The following is a 22,268-nucleotide window of genomic DNA, read 5'->3' on the forward strand; positions in this document are numbered from 1 at the left end:
ATACGAACCTTCTGGCGTCAAAACGCCTTGTTCGTGCTAGATGAGGTGCTGGCAGGTTGCCGGGGCGGCCTGCCGGCTTTTTGATTGATCTATTGCGGAAACGCGGGCGGAGCGATGCGCGGAACGGTTCGAAAAATCACACTACCGCGCCGTCTGGTCGCCGACCTCATGCACGCCTCGAACCGCGTGCCCTTTGTTTCGCTCTCGCGCCCGCTTCATATCCGAGCCCTGCAGGAAGCCCGCGCGCAGGCCGCCCAGCGGCCGGGCTGGGCCGCGATTTTCGTCAAAGCGTTCGCGCTGGTGGCCAAGGAACAGCCGATCCTGCGCACCCTCTACGTCAAATGGCCGATGCCGGCCTTCTACGAACTGCCGCGCAGCGTCGCCATGGTGGCGATCGCCCGGGTCGAGGACGGCCAGGATTGCGTGCTGCCGCAAAAGGTCGCCGCGCCCGACGAAATGCCGCTTGCCGAAGTCGACGCCCTGATCCGGCACGCCAAGGTGGCGGCGATCGACGAGGTGCCGGCGTTCCGGAAGATCCTGCGAACCACGCGGCTGCCGCTGCCGCTGCGGCGGCTGTTCTGGGCGGTCGGGTTGAATTTCGGCCGCCAGCGGGCCAATTATTTCGGTAGTTTTGGGGTCACCTCCGTGGCCGCCTATGGCGCGGGCCAGCTCCATGCCATCAGCCCCGGGCCCTTTGTCCTGAGCTATGGGGTGGAAAAGCCCGACCAAACCATCGATGTGGTGTTGCGCTGGGATCACCGGATTACCGATGCCGCCCCGATGGCCAGGGCCCTCAATCGGCTGGAACAGGTGCTGAACCGCGAAATATCAGCCGAATTGCGGGCCAATCGGCAGCAAACCGAGCCCAAACCGGTCCGGGCGGTGGCGACGTGACGGCCTCTTGGCCGTCATTCCGGGATGGTCCGAAGGACCAGACCCGGAATCTCGAGATTCCGGGTTCGATGCTGCGCATCGCCCCGGAATGACGGTCTCAGTAAGGGCCCTTTTCGTTGACAGAACGGCGGTTTCTCCCTAAGAACCCGCTTGCTCGCGGGCCGGTTTCGGCCCGCGATGCGTTTCGCGACCCGTGGTCCTCCCCGAGCTTTCGAGGCGGACCTGTCGGCCCCGGCAACCCCGGTGCACAGGAGGGCGCGTTTCCTCAAAACTCAAACTCTTAAGCAGAGGACGCGATGACAAAGCGCAGTGAGGCGAAATACAAGATCGATCGCCGTATGGGCCAGAACATCTGGGGCCGCCCGAAGAGCCCCGTGAACCGCCGGGAATACGGCCCCGGCCAGCACGGCCAGCGCCGCAAGGGCAAGCTGTCCGACTTCGGCGTCCAACTCCGCGCCAAGCAGAAGCTTAAAGGTTACTACGCCAACATTTCCGAGCGTCAGTTCCACGGCATCTATGTCGAGGCCGGCCGGATGAAGGGCGACACCGGTGAAAACCTGATCGGCCTCCTCGAGCGCCGTCTCGACACCGTGGTCTATCGCGCCAAGTTCGTCGCGACGATGTTCGCCGCGCGGCAGTTCATCAACCACGGCCACATCAAGGTGAACGGCCGCCGCGTCAACATTCCGAGCTACAAGCTCAAGCCCGGCGACGTCGTCGAGGTCAAGGAATCCTCCAAGCAGCTCACTCCCGTTCTGGAAGCAAGCCAACTCGGCGAGCGCGATGTGCCCGACTTCATCGAGACCGATCACTCCAAGATGATGGCGAAGTTCACCCGCATCCCCGCGCTGTCGGACGTGCCGTTCGCAGTGCAGATGGAGCCGCACCTGATCGTCGAATTCTATTCGCGCTGATCGGTTTTCAGTTACGAGATATCAAAGGCCCCGGTTTTGCCGGGGCCTTTTTGTATGCGAGTATGGCGTCGTCTCAACGCCGAACCTCGCCGTGGGCTGAATCAATGCGGATCCAACATGCGCTTGCGCGACTGCCACAACTTTCATGACTTCCGCAGGCTGGCCCGACGACGGCTGCCCGGCCCTATCTTCGATTACATCGATGGCGCGGCTGACGACGAGGTGACCCATCGCCGGAACACCGCAAGTTTCGAGCGCTGTGACCTGGTACCCAACGTCCTGCGCGGCGTCGAAAACATCGATATGTCGGTGACGGTCCTGGGCCAGAAGCTCGCGATGCCGATCTATTGCTCTCCGACCGCACTGCAACGCCTATTCCACCATACCGGCGAGCGCGCCGTCGCCGCCGCTGCGGCGAAGTACGGCACGATGTTCGGCGTATCTTCGCTCGGCACGGTAAGCCTCGAGGAGCTGCGCAAGGCGCACGACACGCCGCAAGTTTATCAATTCTACTATCACCGGGATCGCGGTCTCAACCGCGCGATGATGCAACGCGCGAAAGAAGCCGGCGTCCAGGTAATGATGCTCACCGTGGACAGCATCACGGGGGGCAACCGCGAGCGCGACAAGCGCACCGGCTTTTCGATTCCATTTCGGCTGACGCTTGCCGGGATGTACCAGTTCGGGATCAAGCCGGCCTGGGGCATCAATTATCTCACGCATGAGCGGTTTAAGCTTCCGCAACTGGAACAGCACGTCGACATGGGCAGCGGCGCGCTGTCGATCTCCAAATATTTTACCGAGATGCTGGACCCTTCCATGAACTGGGACGATGTGGCTGAAATGGTCGGGCTATGGAACGGGCAATTCTGCCTGAAGGGTGTCATGTCGGTGGCGGACGCCAGGCGCGCCGTCGAGATCGGTTGCACCGGCATCGTGCTGTCCAATCATGGCGGCCGGCAGTTGGACGGTTCGCGCGCGCCATTCGATCAATTGGCCGAAATCGTGGATGCCGTCGGCGATCGAATTGACGTGATCATGGACGGCGGAATTCAGCGGGGCACCCATGTCTTGAAGGCGTTGTCGCTTGGAGCCAAGGCCGTAGGCGTTGGCCGCTATTATCTCTATCCTCTCGCGGCGGCCGGCCAGGCCGGCGTCGAGCGGGCGCTCGATCTGATGCGGTCGGAACTCGAGCGGGGAATGAAGCTGATGGGATGTACTGCGATCAATCAGCTCTCTCGCGAAAATCTGCGGTTCAGATAATTTCTGTCCCGCCATCAAGTCAAAAGAGACGAGAAACTGCCATGCACTACACCCCTGCCCCGCGCGATCCCAAGGCCGATCCCATCCGCATCAATTTGCTGTCGGACACGCAGACGCGACCGACGCCCGCGATGCGGGAGGCGATGGCGCGGGCGGAAGTCGGCGACGAGCAGATCGGCGACGATCCGACCGTGAATTTACTTTGCGAGCGCGTCGCTGACCTGCTCGGCAAGGAAGCCGCCGTGTTCATGCCGTCAGGCACCATGTGCAACGTCTCAGCCACCCTCGCCCATTGCCGGCCGGGCGACGAAATCCTCGCCCATGCCAGCGCGCACATCATCGCCCGCGAGGGCGGCGCGCATGCGGCGCTGGGCGGATTCCAGATCACGGCGCTGCCGGGCGATGACGGGCAATTCACGCCCGAAACGTTCCGCGCCGCGCTGCACCCGCGCTCGCGCTACCAGCCGCCGCAGACCGTCGTCAGCGTCGAGCAAACCGCCAATATCGGCGGCGGCACGATCTGGAAGAAGACGGCGCTGGATGAAATCGTCGAGATCGCCAAGGCCCATGGGCTGATCACCCATATGGATGGCGCGCGGCTGTTGAACGCTTGCGTCGCCACGAAAATATCGGCGCGCGACATGGCCGCGGGCTGGGATTCGGCCTGGATCGATTTTTCAAAAGGCCTCGGTGCGCCGATCGGCGGCGTGATTGCGGGCTCGCGCGCCTTCATCGACGACGTCTGGCGCTGGAAGCAGCGCCTCGGCGGCTCGATGCGGCAGGCCGGCATTTGCGCCGCGGCCTGCGTCTATGCGCTCGACCATCACGTCGACCGCCTCGCCGACGATCACGCCAATGCGCGTGCGCTGGCGCGGGGGCTGTCGCAGATCGAGGGCATCGAGGTGCAAGAGCCCGAGACCAACCTGGTGTTCTTCAAGCCTGACAGAGCCGGCATCGCTGGCGACAAAATGGTCGAGGCCTTGCGCAAACGCGGCGTGCTGCTCGCGATGATGGACGGCCGCATCCGCGCCTGCACGCATCTCGACGTCAGCGCCGCGATGATCGTGGAGACGGTTGGGCTGGTGCGCGAGATCGTGCGCGGGGCGTGAGAAGCGTCAGCCGGAAGCCGTAAACTCAGGCAACGGCTGATGTGCGCGCCCGCCACAGCGCGCTGCCGAGCAGCAGGTACACTGCGCCCGTCCACATCGCCTGCCAGTTCTGGAAACCCTCGTTGAGGACGATATAGATCGCGGCCGAGGCGAAGAGTCCGGCAAACACGGCCTCAGAGAGCGGCCGCTCGCCGAATTTTGAGCCGTTGAGAAACGCCAATGTCCAGAACGGCACCACGGCCATTGTCAGGGCGGCGAACGGGAAATCGCGCCAGCGCGCGTCGAATATCAGGCTGAGCGCGGTCTGCGCGGCAATCAGCGTCGTCACGATCAGCGTCACGCCCAGTATGTTGCTCATGAACAATGGGGTCAGGCCCTTGCGCGGCCCCAACACTTCAAGAAACGCCGGAAGCCCCCGCCCCGACATCAGCGCGTAGGTGGCCAGCAGCGGCGCTGTCACTGCCGCCGTCAGCAGAAAACCCTGAACTAGCCAACCGCCGAGCCCGTAGCTTTCCTGGAGCATCTTGTCGATGCTGATGCCGAGCAAGATTCCGCCAGCGGTCGCGGATGCGGCAACCGCGGCCCACGATGCCAACGGCGCCGCGGCCTGCTGGCGCTTCTGCGTGAACCCGGCAACTGCGAATACACAGAGGCAAAGAAGCAGTCCGCCTGCCATCTGCAGCTTCCAGAACGGATAGTTGCTGATGGCCACGCCGGCCGGATATTTCAGCTTGCGTTCGGCCCCGTCGAACAGTCCCCAATAGCCCCCCACCGTTCCTTCCCAGCGCCGCTTCCACGGCTCGTCATAGGCCTCGAACAAATTGACGCGGAAGTTATCGCGCCGTGCCCGCTCGAGAATCTCGGAGATGAAACGTGCCTGGTTGACGCGGGAAGCCAGCGCGCCATCGCGCATCCGCCCGTGGCTTGGCCAACCGGTTTCGCCGATCAAAATCTCCTTGCCGGGAAAGGCTGCCGCCACCTGCTTGCGTATCTCATCTATATGCGCGGCCGCATCCTCGGCGCGCGGCGGAACGTCTTCCCAATAGGGCAGGAAATGGGCGGTAACGAAATCGACATCGGCGCCTACCTCGCGGTAGCGCAGCCAGAATTCCCAGACATCGGCATAGGTCACCGGAATGTCCACGCGCGGCTTGACCGACTGGATCGTTTGGCGAAGGTCGCCGACCGTCATGTCGCCGCGCAGCAGCACTTCGCTGCCGACGATGAGCGCTGCGACCGTGCCCGGATGATCCTTGACCAGCGAGACCGCAATATCGGCGAGTTGCGCGTTCTTGGCGCGATCACGCCCGATCCACACGCCGAGCAGAACCTTCAACCCGACCCTGGACGCAAGCTCGGGCACCTTGTCCAGCCCGTTGTCGATGGAATAGGTGCGGATGCATTTGGAGACCATGGCAAGCTCCTTCAGATCCTCCGCGATCTGCTCCGGCTTGACGATGAGCGTCGGATCGTGCGGCGTCTGATCGTTGCGGAACGGCGCGTAGGAAACGCATTCCAGCTTCGATGCATGATCGATCGGCGCACGCGTCAGCGCTACCGGCGTGGCTAGCCACCACCACACCGCGACAACGATGCCGAGCGATACAAATAAAAGCGCCAGCGGCGTGCGAAAGCCGATTGGTCCTGCTCCCCTAGTAGGACGAATAGATGAGCCTGTTTAGCCCTGCTCGGCAGGCATGTCGACCCGCTGGTCCTGCCATGTGTACAATTGCGCGAGAGCCCGGAAGCAGCGATATTGAGCCCTTCAAAAGTGAGTTTTGTTTGCGCAAAATTGATCGCGCCTGACGAGTAAAATGATGGCATTCAAGAGATTTTCCCGGCGACAATTTGGCAGACTTGCAGGCTGGTCGGCTCTTGGCATGTCGATGCTGTCAGCCAAGTCCGGCACGGCGCAATCGAATCAAGCGACCGGAACACGGAATCGACGACCCTCGTCGGATTTCCCGAGCGGCTTTCTGTGGGGCACGGCGACCTCGGCCTATCAGGTCGAGGGCGCCGTCAACGAAGATGGCCGCGGGCCGTCGATCTGGGACCGCTTTGCCCACACGCCCGGCACCATTTCCGATCGCAGCAATGGCGACACCGCGACCGACCATTATCGTCTCTATAAGCAAGACATCCAGATCATGAAGTCGCTGGGCGCAAAAGCCTACCGATTCTCGATCGCATGGCCGCGCGTCTTCCCGGATGCGACCGGATCGGCAAATCCAAAGGGCCTCGATTTCTATCACCGCCTTGTCGACGAATTGTTGGCCAACGGCATCGAGCCGTTTGCGACGCTGTATCATTGGGACCTGCCGCAGGCGCTGCAGGATCGCTTCGGCGGCTGGACTTCGCGCGACACCTCGAAAGCATTCGCGGACTACGCGGCCCATGTCACTGCCCGCATGAGTGATCTCGTGAAGCATTTCTTCACGATCAACGAGTGCTCCAGGCTCGTTCATCTCGGCCACGGCCTCGGTGCCGACGCGCCCGGCCTCAAACTGCCTCAGTCAGGATTGAACCAGGTCCGTCACCACGTTGCGCTTGGACATGGTCTCGCGGTTCAGGCCATCCGCGCCCACGGGCGTGCCGGAACGAAGGTCGGTCCGGCGGAAAATGCCGTGAGCTGCATCCCTGCCATCGAAACATCAGCCAACATCCGCGCCGCCGAGATGGCGACGCGCGAACTCAACGCCGGCTACCTGACCGTGATGCTCGAGGGAAAATATACCGAGGCGTACCTGGCGCGGTCCGGCCAGGACGCACCGAAATTCACCGCCGAGGATCTGCGCGTCATTTCGTCGCCGATCGATTTCGTCGGGCTGAACGTCTATACGCCGGACCATTACGTCGTTGCCGCCGACAACGAACGCGGCTTCACGCTGGCGCCGTTTCCCGCCTCGTTTCCGCACATGAAAGCGAGTTGGCTCAGGCCCGGCCCCGAGGCCATCTACTGGGTGCCGCGTCATGTCGCAAAACTGTGGAACGTGAAATCGATCTATATCACCGAGAACGGAACGTCAGGGAGCGACCAGCCGGCGCCGGACGGGACCATCTACGACGTCGACCGCATCATGTATCTGCGCAATTATCTCACGCAGTTGCAGCGCGCGACATCCGAGGGCGTGCCCGTGCTCGGATACTTCCTGTGGAGCCTGATGGATAATTTCGAATGGTCTGATGGCTATGAGCAGCGCTTCGGCATCTACCACGTCGACTTCGATACCAAGCGTCGTACGCCCAAGCTGAGCGCGTCGTTCTATCGCGAGACCATCGCGAAAAACGCCGTGGCGTAATCAGGCGATTGTCAATCCTTGCGCAGACCTTTCCCAAGCGCCTCGTACATGATCGTCTTCAGCGCCAGTTGAATTCGACCGCCTTGCGTCGGAGCCTGCACCATCAAGACAACGAGCAAGTCGTCCTGCGGATCGACAAAATAGAAACTTCCGCCTGCGCCATCCCACCGGTATTCGCCGAGCGGCCATGTCGTGTTTGGCGGCGGTGAGGTGCGCACGGCAAAGCCGAGACCGAAGCCGCTGGACGGTCCCGGAAAATAAAAGGGATCGTGAATGATCCTGGTTTCCGGACCGATCTGATCGGACGTCATGAGCGCGACTGTTTCGGGCTTGAGGTACCGCCTGCCGTCCAGCGTACCTCCGTTCAGCAGCATCTGCAGGAAGCGGGCGTAGTCGGCCGCCGTCGAGACCAGACCCGCGCCACCGGATTCCCAGCGCCGCGGCACTGTCGGGTCTCCGATTCCGGCCACCCGAAAACGATCAACGGGAAATGGCTGGGCGATGCGCGGCCACTTCGCTTCATCTGCGACATAGTATGCGGTCTCGGACATGCGGAGCGGATCGAACAGTCTCTGCTTCTCGAATTGAAATAGCGTCTGCCCCGAGACCACCTCGACGACGCGGCCGAGCACGTCGGTCGAGTGGCTGTAGTTCCAACGCGTCGCCGGTTGATCGGCGAGCGGCAGTGTCGCAATGCGATCAGCGAATTCGGCGTTGTCGAAGTCGCCGACGTATAGTTGCGGATTGGCATAGAGTTTCTGCACCGCGGTTTCGCCGAAGAAACCGTAGGTGATACCCGAGGTATGCCGGAGCAGATCCTTGATCGTGATCGGGCGCTTCAGCGGCTCGAGCTTGAGGGGATACTTTCCTGCTTCATCGGAAAGATCGACGCCGACTTTCGCATCCGCAAAGGAGCGAATGTATTTCGACACGGGATCGTCGAGGGCCAGCTTCCCGTCGTCGACCAGCATCATCGCGGCGACCGAGGTGACGGCCTTTGACATCGAATAGATCTGAAAAATGCTGTCCGACGTCATCGGCTGGCTGGACGCAGGGTCCCGCACGCCGAAACATTCAAGATAGACTGGTTTGCCGTGCTGCTGGATCAGAAGCACCGCACCGGGAATCTTGCCGGTCGTGACCTCGTTGCGAACGTAGTCACCGATCCGGTCAAGGGCCGCGCGCGAAAAAGTTGGCGCGGTCGGCGCTTTCGGCTCGGCCCGCGCCTCCTGCGGTTGGCCGCCGACCAGGCAAACCACAAGCGCCGCCGCAGCAAGGCAACGCCCTGCCGTGCCGTCAGTTCTCCAGCGCTTCATAGACCAACTGCTTCAGCGTCCGCTGGATGCGCTGGCGTTCCGTCGGCGTCTGCTCGAGCAGCACGAAGAACATGTCCTGCTTGCGGTCGACCACGAAATAGCAGCCGCTGGCGCCATCCCATTTCAATTCGCCAAGGGATCCCGGCGGCGGCGGCTTGGCGTTACCGGGATCGGTGCGCACCGCAAGGCCGAGGCCCATTCCGAAGCCGTCCCCGGGGAAATAGAAATAGTCCCGCTCGACCCCAGACCCGGGGCCGACATAGTCGGTCGTCATCAGCTTGAACGTTTCGGGTTTCAGATAGGTCTTACCCTCGAACGTGCCGCCATTGAGTAGCATCTGCGTAAAGCGGCGGTAGTCCGCCATCGTCGAGTACATGCCGCCGCTGGCGAATTCGATCTTCTTGACATTGGTGGGGTTGGTGTCGCGGCCGACGCGAAAGTTGCTGTCGTTGGGCACCGGCAGCGCCATCCGCTTCTGCTTCTCCGGATCGGTGATATAGAAGCCGGTGTCGACCATGCCGAGCGGATCGAGCAGCCTTTCGCGCATGATCGTGAACAGGGATTTTCCGGACGCGACTTCCATCACCCGCGCCAGCACATCGGTGGAATGCCCGTATTGCCAGAGCGCGCCCGGCTGGTTGTGCAGCGGCAGTTTGGCGATCCGCTCGGCGAACCCGGCCAGATCGAAATCTCCGTCATAGATATTGGCGGCCGCATAGGCCTTGCGGACCAGGGTGTCGCCGTAGAAGCCGTAGGTGATCCCCGACGTATGCACCATCAGGTCGCGGACAGTCATCGGCCGGGTGGGCGGCACCAGCTCGAGCGTCTTGGTACCGTCCTCGTTTTTCTTCTCGACACCGACCTTCACATTCGCAAAGGACGGAATGTACTTTGAGACGGGATCGTCGAGCTTGATCGTGCCGTCCTCGACCAATTGCATCGCCACGACCGACGTGATCGCTTTCGTCATCGAGAACAGGCGGAAGATGGTCTTGTCATTGATTGGCTTCTTGGACTCCACGTCCTGAACGCCGAAGGTTTCGTGATAGACCGGCTTACCATGCTGCTGGATCAGGACGTTCGCACCGGCGATCTTCCCGGTCGCCACCTCATTCCCAAAGAATTCGGTGACCTTCGCAAGCTTGTCCTTGTTGAAACGCGCGCCGGCGGGAATATCAAAGGTGCCTTCGGCGCGGACCTGTGGCGCAACCGCCAGCATCAGCACGCCGCAGGCGAGCGCACGCAGCATTTGACGTAAGTTCATTGGAACCCCCCTCCGGAATTCGGAGAGGAGTGTAGCTGCGGCGTCAGTCGGCGCAAGGGCTGCCAAAGGTTGCCATTGCCTGTTCATGCAGCAGGCCGCTGTCAGGGGAGAAACAGCAGAAGATGACCCTTGTCACGGCAGGCGCCGCGGCCAGTCCGTCGACGACGGTTGCGACTGCGATGCCGGCCGCACGGTCAGCAGGGAAGCGATAGACGCCCGTAGAGATCGCGGGAAAGGCAAGAGAGGAGAGCGCATTGGCCTGGCAGAGCTCGAGGGAGCGCCGATAGCAGGAAGCGAGCAGCCCGTCCTCGCCATCATTGCCGCCGCGCCAGACCGGCCCGACGGCGTGGATCACATGCCTGGCCGGCAACCGGTATCCCCGGGTGATCTTGGCGTCGCCGGTCGCGCAGCCTTTCAGCGTGCGGCACTCGGCAAGCAGTTCAGGTCCGGCCGCCCGATGGATTGCGCCATCGACCCCGCCCCCGCCGAGCAGGGACGAGTTCGCGGCGTTGACGATGGCGTCAACGGGAAGCGTGGTGATGTCGGCAACAATGACTTCCAGCCGCGCCTGGCCGACCTGACGCGCGATGCCGCTCAGGCGGAAGCCGCCGCGTTGACGGTGACGCCCTTGTCGACAAAGAGCTGCTGCAATTCACCGGCCTGGAACATCTCGCGGATGATGTCGCAGCCGCCGACGAATTCGCCCTTGACGTAGAGCTGCGGGATGGTCGGCCAGTTCGAATATTCCTTGATGCCGTTGCGAAGCTCGGCGGATTCCAGGACGTTCAGCCCCTTGTAGCCGACGCCGACGTGGTCGAGGATCTGAACCACCTGGCCAGAGAAACCGCACTGCGGAAACTGCGGCGTGCCCTTCATGAACAGCACGACGTCGTTCGACTTCACTTCGTTGTCGATGAATTGTTCGATGCTCATATTTGCTTCCTTTTGGGGCTCAGCCCCCTGCGGCGTCGCGTAACGGGCCGGCTCGTCCATGTAACCCGGATACTTGCCATATATGTAGCCCAAACCGTTGTGTATCCAAAGTAAAATGGCGAGGAGCTGGCATGCGCGGGGCCGGCTCAGGGCGCCCGGGGCGACCACAGCCCATAGTCTGACGGCATTATTGTCATAGCGCGGGCGGGCTTTTTTCCCGCGACGGAACCCCTATCTAGGACGGACTGCCCGTCAGGAACCAGTTTGCCAGCCTAACGTTCTCTCCTTTCACTGGAGACACCTGTGACGAAACCAGTATCCGCCGCCGCGTTCGCCAGCCCTGCCCCGTCACTTTTCTCGGATTCCGGCGCCCTCGCCCAGAATTTGGTGGAAGCCTATCTGGCCGTCCGCGGCGAGACCGAGCGTCGGGCCGCCCCGTTGAGCCCCGAGGACCAGCTCATCCAGTCGATGCCGGACGCCAGCCCGGCTAAATGGCATCGCGCCCATACCACCTGGTTCTTCGAGCAATTCCTGCTCGGCGAGCACTGCGAGGGTTACCAGCCCTTCCACCCTGATTATGCGTTTCTATTCAATTCCTATTATGTCAGCGCCGGACCGCGACACGCCCGTCACCAGCGCGGCCATCTGACCCGCCCGAGCGCCGACGAGATCACCGCCTATCGCCGGCATGTCGATGCCGCCGTGGTCAAATTCTTCCAGACCGCCGGCGAGGAGCGCCTCACAAAACTGGTCCCGCTGGTCGAGGTCGGCCTCAATCACGAGCAGCAGCATCAGGAGTTGATGCTGACCGACATCCTGCACGCCTTTGCCCAGAACCCGATCCCGCCGGCCTATGATCCATCCTGGCACTTCCCGACATCGCACCGTTCGGCAGAGGAGTGGACCACGCTCAACGAGGGCATCCACACCGTAGGCCACGCCGACGACAGCTTCCATTTCGACAATGAAAAGCCCGCGCACCGCGCCCTGGTCGGCCCGGTAAGGCTCGCCCGCAACCTCGTGACCAATGCCGACTGGCAGGCTTTCATGGAGGACGGCGGCTACGGCACGGCCACGCTGTGGCTGATGGACGGCTTTGCCACGGCGACCAACGAGGGCTGGCAGGCCCCCGGCCACTGGCGCCAGGTCGACGGCGAGTGGCGGATCATGACGCTCGGCGGGTTGCAGCCGATCGATCCGGCTGCCCCGGTCTGCCATGTCAGCTATTACGAGGCGGACGCGTTTGCACGCTGGGCCGGCCGCCATCTGCCGACCGAAATGGAGTGGGAGGTCGCCGCCCGCGCCGGCCAGCTCAACGATGCCTTCGGCATCGTCTGGCAGTGGACCCGCAGCGCCTACTCCCCCTACCCCGGCTACCGCGCCATCGAGGGGGCGCTCGGGGAATACAACGGCAAGTTCATGGTCAACCAGCTCGTGCTGCGCGGCTCCTCGCTTGCAACTCCGGCCGGCCACAGCCGTATCACCTACCGCAACTTCTTCTACCCGCACCACCGCTGGCAATTCACGGGGTTACGCCTCGCCGATTACGCCTGACATTTTCGATCATCGAAGCGCGCCGGAAAGCGCGTTCAGGAGAGTATCATGAATGTGCATGCCGCCGCTTTGGCCCAAACGCACCCGTTCGACGAACAGACCTCCGCCTTTGCCGGCGACGTGATCGGCGACCTCTCGCAGTTCCCCAAGCGGCTGTCGCCGAAATATTTTTACGACGCCACGGGCTCCGAGCTGTTCGAGCAGATCACGGTGCTGCCGGAATATTACCCGACCCGCACCGAGCTCGGCATTCTGCGCAGCCGCGGCGACGAAATCGCCGCACTCATTCCGAAAGGCGCGGCCCTGGTCGAATTCGGCGCCGGCGCGACCACCAAGGTCCGCCTGCTATTGGAGCGCTGCGATTTTTCCGCCTATGTCCCGGTCGATATTTCCGGCGATTTCCTCAACGCGCAGGCCGGCGGCTTGCGCAAGGATTTTCCCGAGCTCGGCGTTTATCCGGTTGCCGCCGATTTCACCGCGCCGTTCGAGCTGCCGGCGGAAATCGCAGACCAGCCCAAGGTCGGCTTCTTTCCGGGATCGACGCTCGGCAATTTCGAGCCGCACGAGGCGCGCGCCTTCCTGCGCAGCGCACGCGACATTCTGGGCAAAGGCGCACAGATGATCATCGGCGTCGACCTCGAGAAGAACGAGCGGGTGCTTTACGACGCCTATAACGACGCCGCCGGCGTCACCGCGCGGTTCAATCTCAACGTACTGGTTCGGATCAACCGTGAACTCGGCGGCAATTTCGACGTCTCCGCCTTCATGCACCGCTCGGTCTATAATCGCGAGCGCCATCGCATCGAGATGCATTTGATTTCCAAGAAGGCGCAGAGCGTGCGCATCCTGGGACGGAATTTTTCATTCCGTCCCGGCGAGAGTATCCACACCGAGTCGAGCTACAAGTACAGTCTCGACCGCTTCACCGCGTTGGCGCGCGAGTCGGGCTGGTCGGTGCGGGAATCCTGGAACGATCGCGACCAGATGTTCTCCGTTCACGCGCTGGTGGCGTCGGACTGAGGATTAGAGCGCTTTCAAGCGAAAGCCTGCCCCGGACTTGATCCGGGGTGGACACCGGTTCGCGTCAAGAAAACGCGTCAAAACAAGAATCTAGAGCCCGGTTCTGATTCAATCGGAACCGAAAAGGCTCTAGCCGCGGGGCCTTGCAGCTCACGTCTTGCAGACGGACCGCCTGCGGTCCGGTCGCGGCCTGCGTGTCGGCGCAATCCGGGGAGCGACAGATATCCAATCATCGGACAATCGGTCTGCACCCAACAACCACGCGTGAATGATCCGCCACTTGTCTTGTCCGCGGGACTGGAAATCCAGTAGCGGAGATCCTGCGTCTTGCAGTTCGTGAAAGAACTTCAACGAGTCTTTTCCAGTCGGTCCGTCCGGTTCAACCGTCTGCGTCAAGATCCAGCGGTCCCACTCTTGAATAATCCGTACTCTTGCTTCGCTCTGTTTCATAGGCGCGTATTCCCACCACGGCACCCCCGTGGGCACTGAGTGATCGCGCTGGTCAAGGTTTGATGGAAAGGTGCTTACGCCGCCGCGCGTCCCCACACCTTGTCCGGGCTCAGTATAACCAAACTTCTTAACAAGTATTCATCTTTATTACCTCGCCCGCAAAACGGTCCATCTGCGCTGTCGTTTCCCCTTCGAAATGTCCAATTTTTGACGCGGACTCAGCCGAGCCTCCGCGGCAGCATGGCTTGGGGTGAGTTCGTGCCAGGGGATATCAGTTATGGGCAACGCATTTCCAGCGTCCGGCAACCACAGGCAACGTTCGGCATCTTCGTCCGTACACAGTGATACGGACACGGGCTGGGACGAGGGAGCAGACACCGAGCGGGTGGCGCTTCGCGAGGAAAATGCGAGGCTCCGGGCTCTCGTCGTCCAACTGTCAGATCTCGTCCTCAGAAATGTCGTCGATCAGCACAACTCGCCGCAATTAATGCCGGTGAGGCGACCCAGGCTGGATTAAAGGTACTATTCTGCCGGATCGGATCGCAGCGAGACCGTTTCCCACACCGCGACCGCGATCATGATCGCGGTGGTCAGGATCGACAGCATCAACGGCGACAGCTCGCTTGCGAACCAGGCGAGCACGCAAAGCGTGATGATGCCCGCCCCGTGGGAGAGTTGAAGAAAGCCGCGAAAGCTCAGCTTGAACAGGATGGTCCCTAACAGAAACAGCAAGGGGCCGCCGATCGCGCTCATTACCGTCTTGAGATCGGAATGTCCGCCGGGGTGCTTCAGCACCAGTTCGTCCGCCACCGCCGCGACGATGATGCCGGCCACGATCGGCAGGTGCAGATAGGTGTAGGCCAGCCGTGCCAGCCTCCCCGGCTCGCTCGATTTTGAAAGCTGCTCGGAGCCGGCTTCGGCGCCGACGTGGAAATAGATCCACCACATCGCGATGCTGCCGACCAAGGCCGAGACGAACGCCAGAACGTTTTCGGTGGTCCAGTCGAGTTCGGCAAAAGTCGCGCCGATGACGACGATGGACTCGCCAAGCGCGATGATGATGAACAGCCCACAGCGCTCGGCCATATGCCCGCCTTCGATCATCCAGTCCGAGACCGAGGACGCGCCGTGGCGGGGAATCCAGAACCGCACCGCCGGCGAGATATATTCGATGACGAGCGCAACCGCCCATAGCGCCAACCGCAACTGGCCTTCGACTATCCCGCCGACGATCCAGAAGATGGCCGACACCGACAGCCAGACAGCGATCCGTACTGCATTCATGCGCGTCCGCGGGCGCGATGGCGGCGTCGACAACCAGAGAAATATCGTCTTGCCGACCTGCATCCCCGCGTAGGCGATGGCAAACCACAAGCCGCGTTCGTCAAACGCCTTTGGAATCGAGGTCGATAGCACCAGCCCGCCCAGCATCATCGCAAACAGCAGGAGACGGACCGGAGTCTTTTCGGGATTGAGCCAGTTGGTGATCCAGGTAGTGAATACCCATACCCACCAGACCGCGAGAAACAGCAGCGTGACCTGCAACGCGCCCAGCGGCGTAAAGTGAGCCAGCAGCGTGTGCGAAATTTGCGTGATCGCGAAGACGAAGACGAGATCGAAGAACAACTCCGCGTACGTGACGCGGCTATGCTGGTGCGGCACGATTCGGCGAAACAGCGCGCCGTGTGCGTTGTCTGTCATCGATGCCCAGCCGCCCGTCGGGGACTAGCTGTCTGGTAACCCGGGTCCGCCAGGTACCCCGGTCTGCAGCGCCAGCGCATGCAGCAAGCCGCCCATCTGCCCCTTGAGCGACTGGTAGACGATCTGGTGCTGCTGCACGCGCGACTTGCCACGGAACGACTCCGAGATCACGGTCGCGGCGTAGTGGTCTCCATCGCCTGCGAGATCGCGGATCGTCACCTCGGCATCGGGGATAGCTGCCTTGATCATCGACTCGATATCGTGGGCATCCATCGGCATTCCAGCATGTCTCCGTCAGGTGTTTCGAATCACGGCCGGCTCGCGCGACCGTGACGGCCAAACCTAGCGCGTACGCTCTTCTAGGTCACGCCTGGCGGCACTATATTCCGGGCCGAAGCGTTTGACACCGCGAGATCGCGTCGCGCCCGATCATTTCGGGCGGACCAAAAAGAGGCTCAAAATCATGAAATTGCCCGGTCCCGACCATCCGATCACGATTACGGCAAACCCCAAGCGCGTCCGGGCCTCGGTGGGCGGCGTGGTCATTGCCGATACCACCCGCGCGCTGACCCTGAAGGAAGCCAGCTATCCGGCGGTGCAATATGTGCCGCGCGAGGATGCCAATATGGCGTTACTGTCCCGGACCGAGCGGACCACGCACTGCCCTTACAAGGGGGACGCGAACTATTTCAGCATCAACGCCAACGGCAAGAGCCTCGAAAATTCGATCTGGACCTACGAGACGCCCTTCCCGGCCATGGCCGAGATCGCCGGCCACCTGGCGTTCTATCCGGACAAGGTGACGATCGAGGAAGTGGCGTAGTCAGCGAGGACGTCATTCCGGGATGGCGCAAAGCGCCAGACCCGGAATCTCGAGATTCCGGGTTCGATGCTTTCGCATCGCCCCGGAATGACGACCATTGAGCTACACCCTGAATATCGTGAGCCCGAGGATCAGGAGCACCAGGAAGATCACGACGAAGACATAGAACAGGAAGCGGGCGATGTCGGCGGAGGCCTCCGAAATGCCGGTGAAGCCGAGGATGCCGGCAACGATCGACACCAGAAAGAAGATCAGCGCCCATTTGAGAATTGTCATTACGAGCTCCGCTAGCTTCGATCATGCCCAATGGTGGCCCATAAATTCACCAGTCCTAACGACGGGTTGCACCGCCGGTTCCGTGCACGCCGGATATGCGGATTGGGCAGCGTTCGATTGGGCCTTGCTGAATCAGGTTCCCCGCTGCAACATTTGACCACATAGCCTGGCTGGGAGGCGCGCATGACATCGATTTCCACCGTGGGGCATGCCGACGTGGGCGCAGTGCCCCAAGCCAAATCGCGAAACCTTTCGCTTGATCGCGCGCGCACCTTCCTGACGCTGGTGGTGCTGCTCCACCACGCCGTCATCCCCTATACCTATTTCGGTCATACCGATCCGACGTCATTCTTCGGCTTCGACATGATCGTGCTCGCCACTGACAGTTTCTTCATGGCGATGTTCTTTTTCCTGTCGGGACTGTTCGCTTGGTCCGGTATCGCCCGGAAGGGACCGCTGAGCTATTTGGCAGATCGCCTGCTTCGGCTTGGCTTACCCTTCGTGATCTGCGCCTTCACGGTCATTCCGCTCGCCTACTACGCCATCTCACTGCGGCACCATCCCGAGATCGGCTTTTCGGAATACTGGTGGAATATGGTCACGAAGGGCCCGTGGCCGAGCGGGCCGATCTGGTTCCTTTGGGTCCTGCTCGTTTTCGACGTGGTGGCCTGCATCTTGTATCGGCTGTCACCCAACTTGCTCGATCCGATCAACCGCCTCTCGCTGCACGGTCGTCGCCGGCCCGCAGTGTTCTTCGCGGTCATGCTTGCTGTCACCGCTGCGTTCTACATTCCCGGGCTGGTTCACTACGGACATAGCAGTTGGTTTGAGTTCGGGCCGTTCTCGGTCCAGCACGGGCGCGTGATGCTCTATGCGAGCTACTTCTTTTTCGGTGCCGGCATCGGCGTTGCGCAAATGGACCGCGGGCTGCTCGCTGCAGACGGCCGGATGGCTAAGGTAAGCTGGGACTGGATGGTGCTGGCGATCGTTCCGTATTGCCTCTTGTGGGTGCTGATCTTCATCAAACGCGAAATACTGGGCAACCCGTCGCCGTTGCCGGACTGGTATGAAGCGCTCTACGCTATCTGCTTCACTGTCTTCAGCGTGGCCATCATGTTTCTGATCCTGGCCTTTTTCCAGAGGTTCAGGCAATCAGGCTCAGCCAAGCTACTCGATCCGATGCAGGCGGATGCCTACGGCATGTTCCTGGTGCACTACCCGATCGCGCTGTGGCTGCAATACTGGCTGTTCGATTGTGAGCTGCCAGCGATCGTCAAGGCCACGATCGGGTTGGTGCTGACAGTCGCGGCGAGCTGGGCGCTGACGCGAGCGTTGCGGCAGATCCCGGGCGCGACAAGGGTGCTGTAGCGTGTTCGTCATTCCGGGGCGATGCGAAGCATCGAACTACGGTGCGCAATTGCGCACCTGAGAATCTCGAGATTCCGGGTCTGGTCCTTCGGACCATCCCGGAATGACGACAAGCCTACGCCGCCTTGCCGCTCATATAGGCCGGCAGCCAGTGCTCGAACGCTGTTTTCAGTGCATCCACCGCGACCGGCGCTTCACCGGCAACCGCGATCGCATCGCCACCCGTGGAGCCGATCCGCGCGCACGGCACGCCCGCGCCCTTCATCTTCGCCAGCACCAGGCCGGCGTCGGCCGCAGGCATCGTCACGATGTAGCGCGCCTGGTCCTCGCCGAACCAGTAAGCGTGCGGCACGATCGCGTTCGGCGCCGCCAATAGCTGCGCGCCGATGCCACTGGCAATCGCCATCTCGGCCAAGGCGATCAGCAGACCACCGTCGGAGACGTCATGCACCGCGGTCGCGGTGCCGGCATGGATCATGCCGCGCACCACATCGCCATTGCGCTTTTCGGCGGCCAGCTCGACCGGCGGCGGCGCGCCTTCTTCGCGGCCGCAGATGTCGCGCAGGTAGACGGACTGTCCGAGCCAGCCTTGCGTATCGCCGATCAGGAGGATTGCTTCGCCGGCCGCCTTGAAAGCCAGCGTCGCCGACTTGGTGAAATCGTCGAGCAGACCGACGCCGCCGATCGAGGGCGTCGGCAGGATGCCGCGGCCGTTGGTTTCGTTGTAGAGCGAGACGTTGCCCGACACGACAGGGAAATCGAGCATGCGGCAGGCTTCGGAAATGCCCTTCAGGCAGCCGACGAACTGGCCCATGATCTCGGGCCGTTCCGGATTGCCGAAATTGAGATTATCGGTGATCGCGAGCGGCCGGCCGCCGACCGCAGTGATGTTGCGCCAGGCTTCGGCAACGGCCTGCTTGCCGCCTTCGAACGGATCGGCCTCGCAATAGCGCGGCGTCACGTCGACGGTGAGCGCGAGCCCCTTCGGCCCGTCCTCGACGCGCACCACCGCGGCATCGCCGCCCGGACGCTGCACAGTATTGCCCAAAATGACGTGGTCATACTGTTCCCAGACCCAGCGCTTCGAGCATAATTCGGGCGTGCCGATCAGCTTCTCCAGCGCCGGCATGATCCCGATCGGCGGCTCTACTTCGCGCGCGTGCACCACCGGCAGCGGCTGAGAGGCGACATGCGGCCGGTCGTAGACCGGCGCCTCGTCGCCCAATTCCTTGATCGGCAGATCTGCCATCACGTCGCCGCCATGCTTCACCACGAAGCGCTTGGTCGGCGTGGTGTAGCCGACCACGGCGAAATCGAGCCCCCACTTCTTGAAGATCGCCTCGGCCTCTTTTTCCTTCTCGGGCTTGAGCACCATGAGCATGCGCTCCTGGCTTTCCGAGAGCATCATCTCGTAGGCGCTCATGCCGGTTTCGCGGGTCGGCACCGCGTTGAGATCGAGTTCGACGCCGAGATCGCCCTTGGCGCCCATCTCGACCGCCGAGCATGTCAGGCCCGCCGCGCCCATGTCCTGGATCGCGATGACGCAACCCTTTTCCATGATCTCGAGGCAGGCTTCCAGCAATAGCTTCTCGGCGAAGGGATCGCCGACCTGCACCGTCGGCCGCTTCTCGGCGGAGTCATCGTCGAATTCGGCCGACGCCATCGAGGCGCCGTGAATGCCGTCGCGGCCGGTCTTGGAGCCGAGATAGACGATCGGCATGTTCACGCCGGAGGCTGCCGCATAGAAAATCTTGTCGGTCTCGGCGAGGCCGACCGCCATCGCGTTGACCAGGATGTTGCCGTCGTAACGGGTGTGGAAGCGCACCTGGCCACCGACCGTCGGCACGCCGAAGGAATTGCCGTAGCCGCCGACGCCGGCCACCACGCCCGACACCAGATGGCGCGTCTTCGGATGCTCCGGCGCGCCGAAGGAAAGCGCATTTAGGCAGGCAACAGGCCGCGCACCCATCGTGAACACATCGCGCAAAATGCCGCCGACGCCGGTGGTCGCGCCTTGATACGGCTCGATGTAGCTCGGGTGGTTGTGGCTCTCCATCTTGAAGACGACCGCCTGCCCGTCCCCGATGTCGATCACGCCCGCGTTCTCGCCCGGGCCCTGGATCACCCAGGGCGCCTTGGTCGGCAAGCCGCGCAAATGGATGCGCGAGGATTTGTACGAGCAGTGCTCGTTCCACATCGCCGAGAAAATCCCGAGCTCGGTGAACGTCGGCACCCGCCCGATCAGCTTGAGGATGCGCTCATACTCGTCGGGCTTCAGACCGTGGCTGGCGACGAGTTCGGGGGTGATCTGGGGCTCGTTCATGGGTGCCTTAATAGGAAGATCGAGGGGGTGCGAAAAGGCCTTTTATGGCGCATTTCCGCCCTGTCCAGAGCTTTGCGCGGGGCGCGCTTTGCGGGATCGGCGTTTGCACATCGCCCCCGGATCGGATTTAAGGGCTGAAACATCGAATTGAAGGTCATTTTTAGTGAACGAACTCCCCCAAAATGCATTTCACCGCCGCCCCGATCTGCATGTCGAAACCGAGGGCGAATTTGCCGGCTGGCGGACCTGGACCCGCGACAGTTTCGAGACCCATAACGGCCCTTTCTGGCACCGCATGGACGAAAACGGAAAGGTCCGCTGCGCGTTCCGGGTCGAGAAGAAGCACCTCAACGGCATGCGCAACGTCCATGGCGGCTGCTTCATGTCGTTCGCCGACTATTGCCTGTTCGCAATCGCCTCCTCCGTACTTGAGGGGCCCGGCGTGACGGTATCGTTTGCCTGCGAGTTTCTCGATGCCGCGCGCGAGGGCGAACTGGTCGAATGCGAGGGTGAAATCACCCGCGCCGGCGGCTCGCTGATCTTCCTGCGCGGCGTGCTGAAATCCGGCGAACGCTCGCTGTTCACCTTCTCGGGCACGATCAAGCGGGTGAAGTGGAAGAAGCCGACTGGCAACGCCGCCGTTGCCACCTGACGCGCCACAGGCCCGTCGCGGCTGGCGCGACTATGCATTGCTGCTCGCGCTGGCGTGCTGCTGGAGCTCGACCTATCCGCTGACCAAGATCGGCCTCGGCTCGATCCCGCCGGTCACCTTCATCTCGGCGCGCTCGCTAATCGCGGCAGGCTTTCTGCTGGTGATCCTGCGTGCCCGCGGCTTGCGGCTGCCGACGGACGGCAAGGCCTGGAGGCTGTTTGCGTTCCAGCAGACCATCAACTCGACGATTCCTTTCCTGATGATCACCTGGGCGCAGCAATATGTGGCGGCGGCGCCGACCGTGGTGCTGGCCTCGACCACGCCGATCTTCGCTTTCCTCATCACCTGGGCCGTCACGCGGCATGAGCCCGCGACGCTGCTCAAGCTGATCGGCGCCATTCTGGGCCTGGCCGGCACGGCCGTGACCATCGGCTTCGATACGCTCGGCGGGCTCTCCAGCAACCTCTTTGCCGAAATGGTCATCCTGATCGCCACCATCTCGTTCGCCTGCGCCACGATCTTCGGGCTCAAGCTGACCAATTACGACCCGATGGTGGTGGCGGCGGGCTCGCTGTTGTTCGGCGGCACGGTATTGTTGCCGCTCGCATTGATCGTCGATCATCCCTGGACCCTGCGGCCGACGACTGAAGCGCTGGTTGCCACCGCCGCGATGGGCATCTTCTCCAGCGCGTTCGGGCTGATGCTGTTCTACATGTGCCTGACGCGGCTCGGCACACTGACCACCAATGCGCAGGGATACTTGCGAATTCCGATCGGCGTCGGCCTGTCAGTCCTGCTGCTCGGCGAACCCGTGCCGCCGAATCTGGCACTCGGCCTCGTGTTGGTGATGGCGGGCGTCGCCGCGATGACCATCCCGCGCGGCCAATATCGCAAGTGGATCGAGCGCATGCGCGGGAAGCCGAAAGGCGGATGAAAGCCGCCAGCGTTCAAGTCGACAATTGTTTCTCGGCGATCGAAAGCCACTCCGCCTGGGCTTCGCGCAACTATTTCGGCGCGCGTCGCATTTCGCCTGCGGGAACGGTGGCGGAACAGCAATCAACCGTGATTGACACACAGGAACGGATGCCAGCGCATCGTGTTGCGCCGTT

The 22,268-nt window shown here is 62.3% G+C and carries 20 protein-coding genes; 11 read left to right on the plus strand and 9 right to left on the minus strand.

What is annotated here, in order from left to right; translation table 11 throughout:
- The first annotated feature begins 114 nt into the window (after positions 1–114).
- From V1277_RS02830 to V1277_RS02845, 4 genes are all read left to right on the plus strand, one after another.
- Positions 115–894 carry an acyltransferase gene (locus V1277_RS02830; RefSeq protein WP_334414925.1) on the plus strand — a complete coding sequence of 260 codons (780 nt, stop codon included), beginning with the start codon at positions 115–117 and terminating at the stop codon, positions 892–894.
- 296 nt (positions 895–1,190) lie between these two features.
- Entirely contained in the window at positions 1,191–1,808 is a 618-nt protein-coding gene (gene rpsD, locus V1277_RS02835) for a 30S ribosomal protein S4 (RefSeq protein WP_334374345.1), read from the plus strand.
- 117 nt (positions 1,809–1,925) lie between these two features.
- On the plus strand, positions 1,926–3,071 hold the full coding sequence (locus tag V1277_RS02840) for an alpha-hydroxy acid oxidase (protein WP_334414926.1): 1,146 nt from the start codon (positions 1,926–1,928) through the stop codon (positions 3,069–3,071).
- A 41-nt stretch (positions 3,072–3,112) separates the two neighbouring features.
- On the plus strand, positions 3,113–4,180 hold the full coding sequence (locus V1277_RS02845) for a threonine aldolase family protein (protein WP_334414927.1): 1,068 nt from the start codon (positions 3,113–3,115) through the stop codon (positions 4,178–4,180).
- Positions 4,181–4,205: 25 nt separating this feature from the next.
- Here the strand turns inward: V1277_RS02845 and V1277_RS02850 are convergent, their stop codons facing one another.
- Positions 4,206–5,762, minus strand: a complete 1,557-nt coding sequence (locus V1277_RS02850) for a glycoside hydrolase family 17 protein (RefSeq protein ID WP_334414928.1) — start codon at positions 5,760–5,762, stop codon at positions 4,206–4,208.
- A 298-nt stretch (positions 5,763–6,060) separates the two neighbouring features.
- Here V1277_RS02850 and V1277_RS02855 point away from each other — a divergent pair, with 298 nt between their 5' ends.
- Positions 6,061–7,479, plus strand: coding sequence for a GH1 family beta-glucosidase (locus tag V1277_RS02855; RefSeq protein ID WP_334414929.1), 1,419 nt, complete (start codon positions 6,061–6,063; stop codon positions 7,477–7,479).
- Between the two features lie 11 nt (positions 7,480–7,490).
- Here V1277_RS02855 and V1277_RS02860 read toward each other — a convergent pair whose 3' ends face one another.
- The 4 genes from V1277_RS02860 to grxD are packed head-to-tail and all read right to left on the minus strand — an operon-like array spanning position 7,491 to position 10,992.
- A complete protein-coding gene (locus V1277_RS02860) occupies positions 7,491–8,795 on the minus strand; it encodes a serine hydrolase domain-containing protein (RefSeq protein WP_334414930.1) in 1,305 nt (434 codons plus the stop codon).
- A complete protein-coding gene (locus tag V1277_RS02865; RefSeq protein WP_334414931.1) occupies positions 8,776–10,059 on the minus strand; it encodes a serine hydrolase domain-containing protein in 1,284 nt (427 codons plus the stop codon). Before V1277_RS02865 ends, V1277_RS02860 begins: the two co-directional genes overlap by 20 nt.
- Positions 10,060–10,102: 43 nt before the next feature.
- The gene (locus tag V1277_RS02870; protein WP_334420267.1) at positions 10,103–10,657 is read right to left on the minus strand and encodes an O-acetyl-ADP-ribose deacetylase; all 555 of its coding nucleotides are present in this window, start codon (positions 10,655–10,657) and stop codon (positions 10,103–10,105) included.
- The gene (gene grxD / locus V1277_RS02875; protein WP_057843761.1) at positions 10,654–10,992 is read right to left on the minus strand and encodes a Grx4 family monothiol glutaredoxin; all 339 of its coding nucleotides are present in this window, start codon (positions 10,990–10,992) and stop codon (positions 10,654–10,656) included. The genes V1277_RS02870 and grxD overlap by 4 nt, the downstream gene beginning before the upstream one ends.
- Positions 10,993–11,295: 303 nt before the next feature.
- Between grxD and egtB the strand changes: the two genes are divergently transcribed.
- Together egtB and egtD are read left to right on the plus strand one after the other, a co-directional pair.
- On the plus strand, positions 11,296–12,546 hold the full coding sequence (gene egtB, locus V1277_RS02880; protein WP_334414932.1) for an ergothioneine biosynthesis protein EgtB: 1,251 nt from the start codon (positions 11,296–11,298) through the stop codon (positions 12,544–12,546).
- Between the two features lie 48 nt (positions 12,547–12,594).
- On the plus strand, positions 12,595–13,566 hold the full coding sequence (gene egtD, locus V1277_RS02885) for an L-histidine N(alpha)-methyltransferase (RefSeq protein WP_334414933.1): 972 nt from the start codon (positions 12,595–12,597) through the stop codon (positions 13,564–13,566).
- Positions 13,567–14,538: 972 nt separating this feature from the next.
- Here egtD and V1277_RS02890 read toward each other — a convergent pair.
- Complete coding sequence (locus tag V1277_RS02890) at positions 14,539–15,717, minus strand: low temperature requirement protein A (protein WP_334414934.1); 1,179 nt, start codon at positions 15,715–15,717, stop codon at positions 14,539–14,541.
- A gap of 24 nt (positions 15,718–15,741) precedes the next feature.
- Positions 15,742–15,996, minus strand: a complete 255-nt coding sequence (locus V1277_RS02895) for a BolA family protein (protein WP_334414935.1) — start codon at positions 15,994–15,996, stop codon at positions 15,742–15,744.
- Between the two features lie 184 nt (positions 15,997–16,180).
- Here V1277_RS02895 and V1277_RS02900 point away from each other — a divergent pair, with 184 nt between their 5' ends.
- On the plus strand, positions 16,181–16,540 hold the full coding sequence (locus V1277_RS02900; protein WP_334374334.1) for a DUF427 domain-containing protein: 360 nt from the start codon (positions 16,181–16,183) through the stop codon (positions 16,538–16,540).
- A 102-nt stretch (positions 16,541–16,642) separates the two neighbouring features.
- Here V1277_RS02900 and V1277_RS02905 read toward each other — a convergent pair whose 3' ends face one another.
- A complete protein-coding gene (locus V1277_RS02905) occupies positions 16,643–16,816 on the minus strand; it encodes a DUF1328 domain-containing protein (RefSeq protein ID WP_028349982.1) in 174 nt (57 codons plus the stop codon).
- Between the two features lie 183 nt (positions 16,817–16,999).
- On the opposite strand from V1277_RS02905, the gene V1277_RS02910 reads away from it, so the two are divergent.
- Entirely contained in the window at positions 17,000–18,184 is a 1,185-nt protein-coding gene (locus V1277_RS02910; protein ID WP_334414936.1) for an acyltransferase family protein, read from the plus strand.
- 115 nt (positions 18,185–18,299) lie between these two features.
- On the opposite strand, the gene purL is transcribed toward V1277_RS02910, so the two are convergent.
- Complete coding sequence (purL, locus tag V1277_RS02915; protein ID WP_334414937.1) at positions 18,300–20,507, minus strand: phosphoribosylformylglycinamidine synthase subunit PurL; 2,208 nt, start codon at positions 20,505–20,507, stop codon at positions 18,300–18,302.
- A 163-nt stretch (positions 20,508–20,670) separates the two neighbouring features.
- Between purL and V1277_RS02920 the strand changes: the two genes are divergently transcribed.
- Positions 20,671–21,159, plus strand: coding sequence for a PaaI family thioesterase (locus V1277_RS02920; RefSeq protein ID WP_334414938.1), 489 nt, complete (start codon positions 20,671–20,673; stop codon positions 21,157–21,159).
- On the plus strand, positions 21,149–22,093 hold the full coding sequence (locus V1277_RS02925) for a DMT family transporter (RefSeq protein ID WP_442894444.1): 945 nt from the start codon (positions 21,149–21,151) through the stop codon (positions 22,091–22,093). The genes V1277_RS02920 and V1277_RS02925 overlap by 11 nt, the downstream gene beginning before the upstream one ends.
- Positions 22,094–22,268: the final 175 nt, after the last annotated feature.

Origin of the sequence: Bradyrhizobium sp. AZCC 1588, from assembly GCF_036924735.1 — a bacterium.
GTDB lineage: Bacteria > Pseudomonadota > Alphaproteobacteria > Rhizobiales > Xanthobacteraceae > Bradyrhizobium.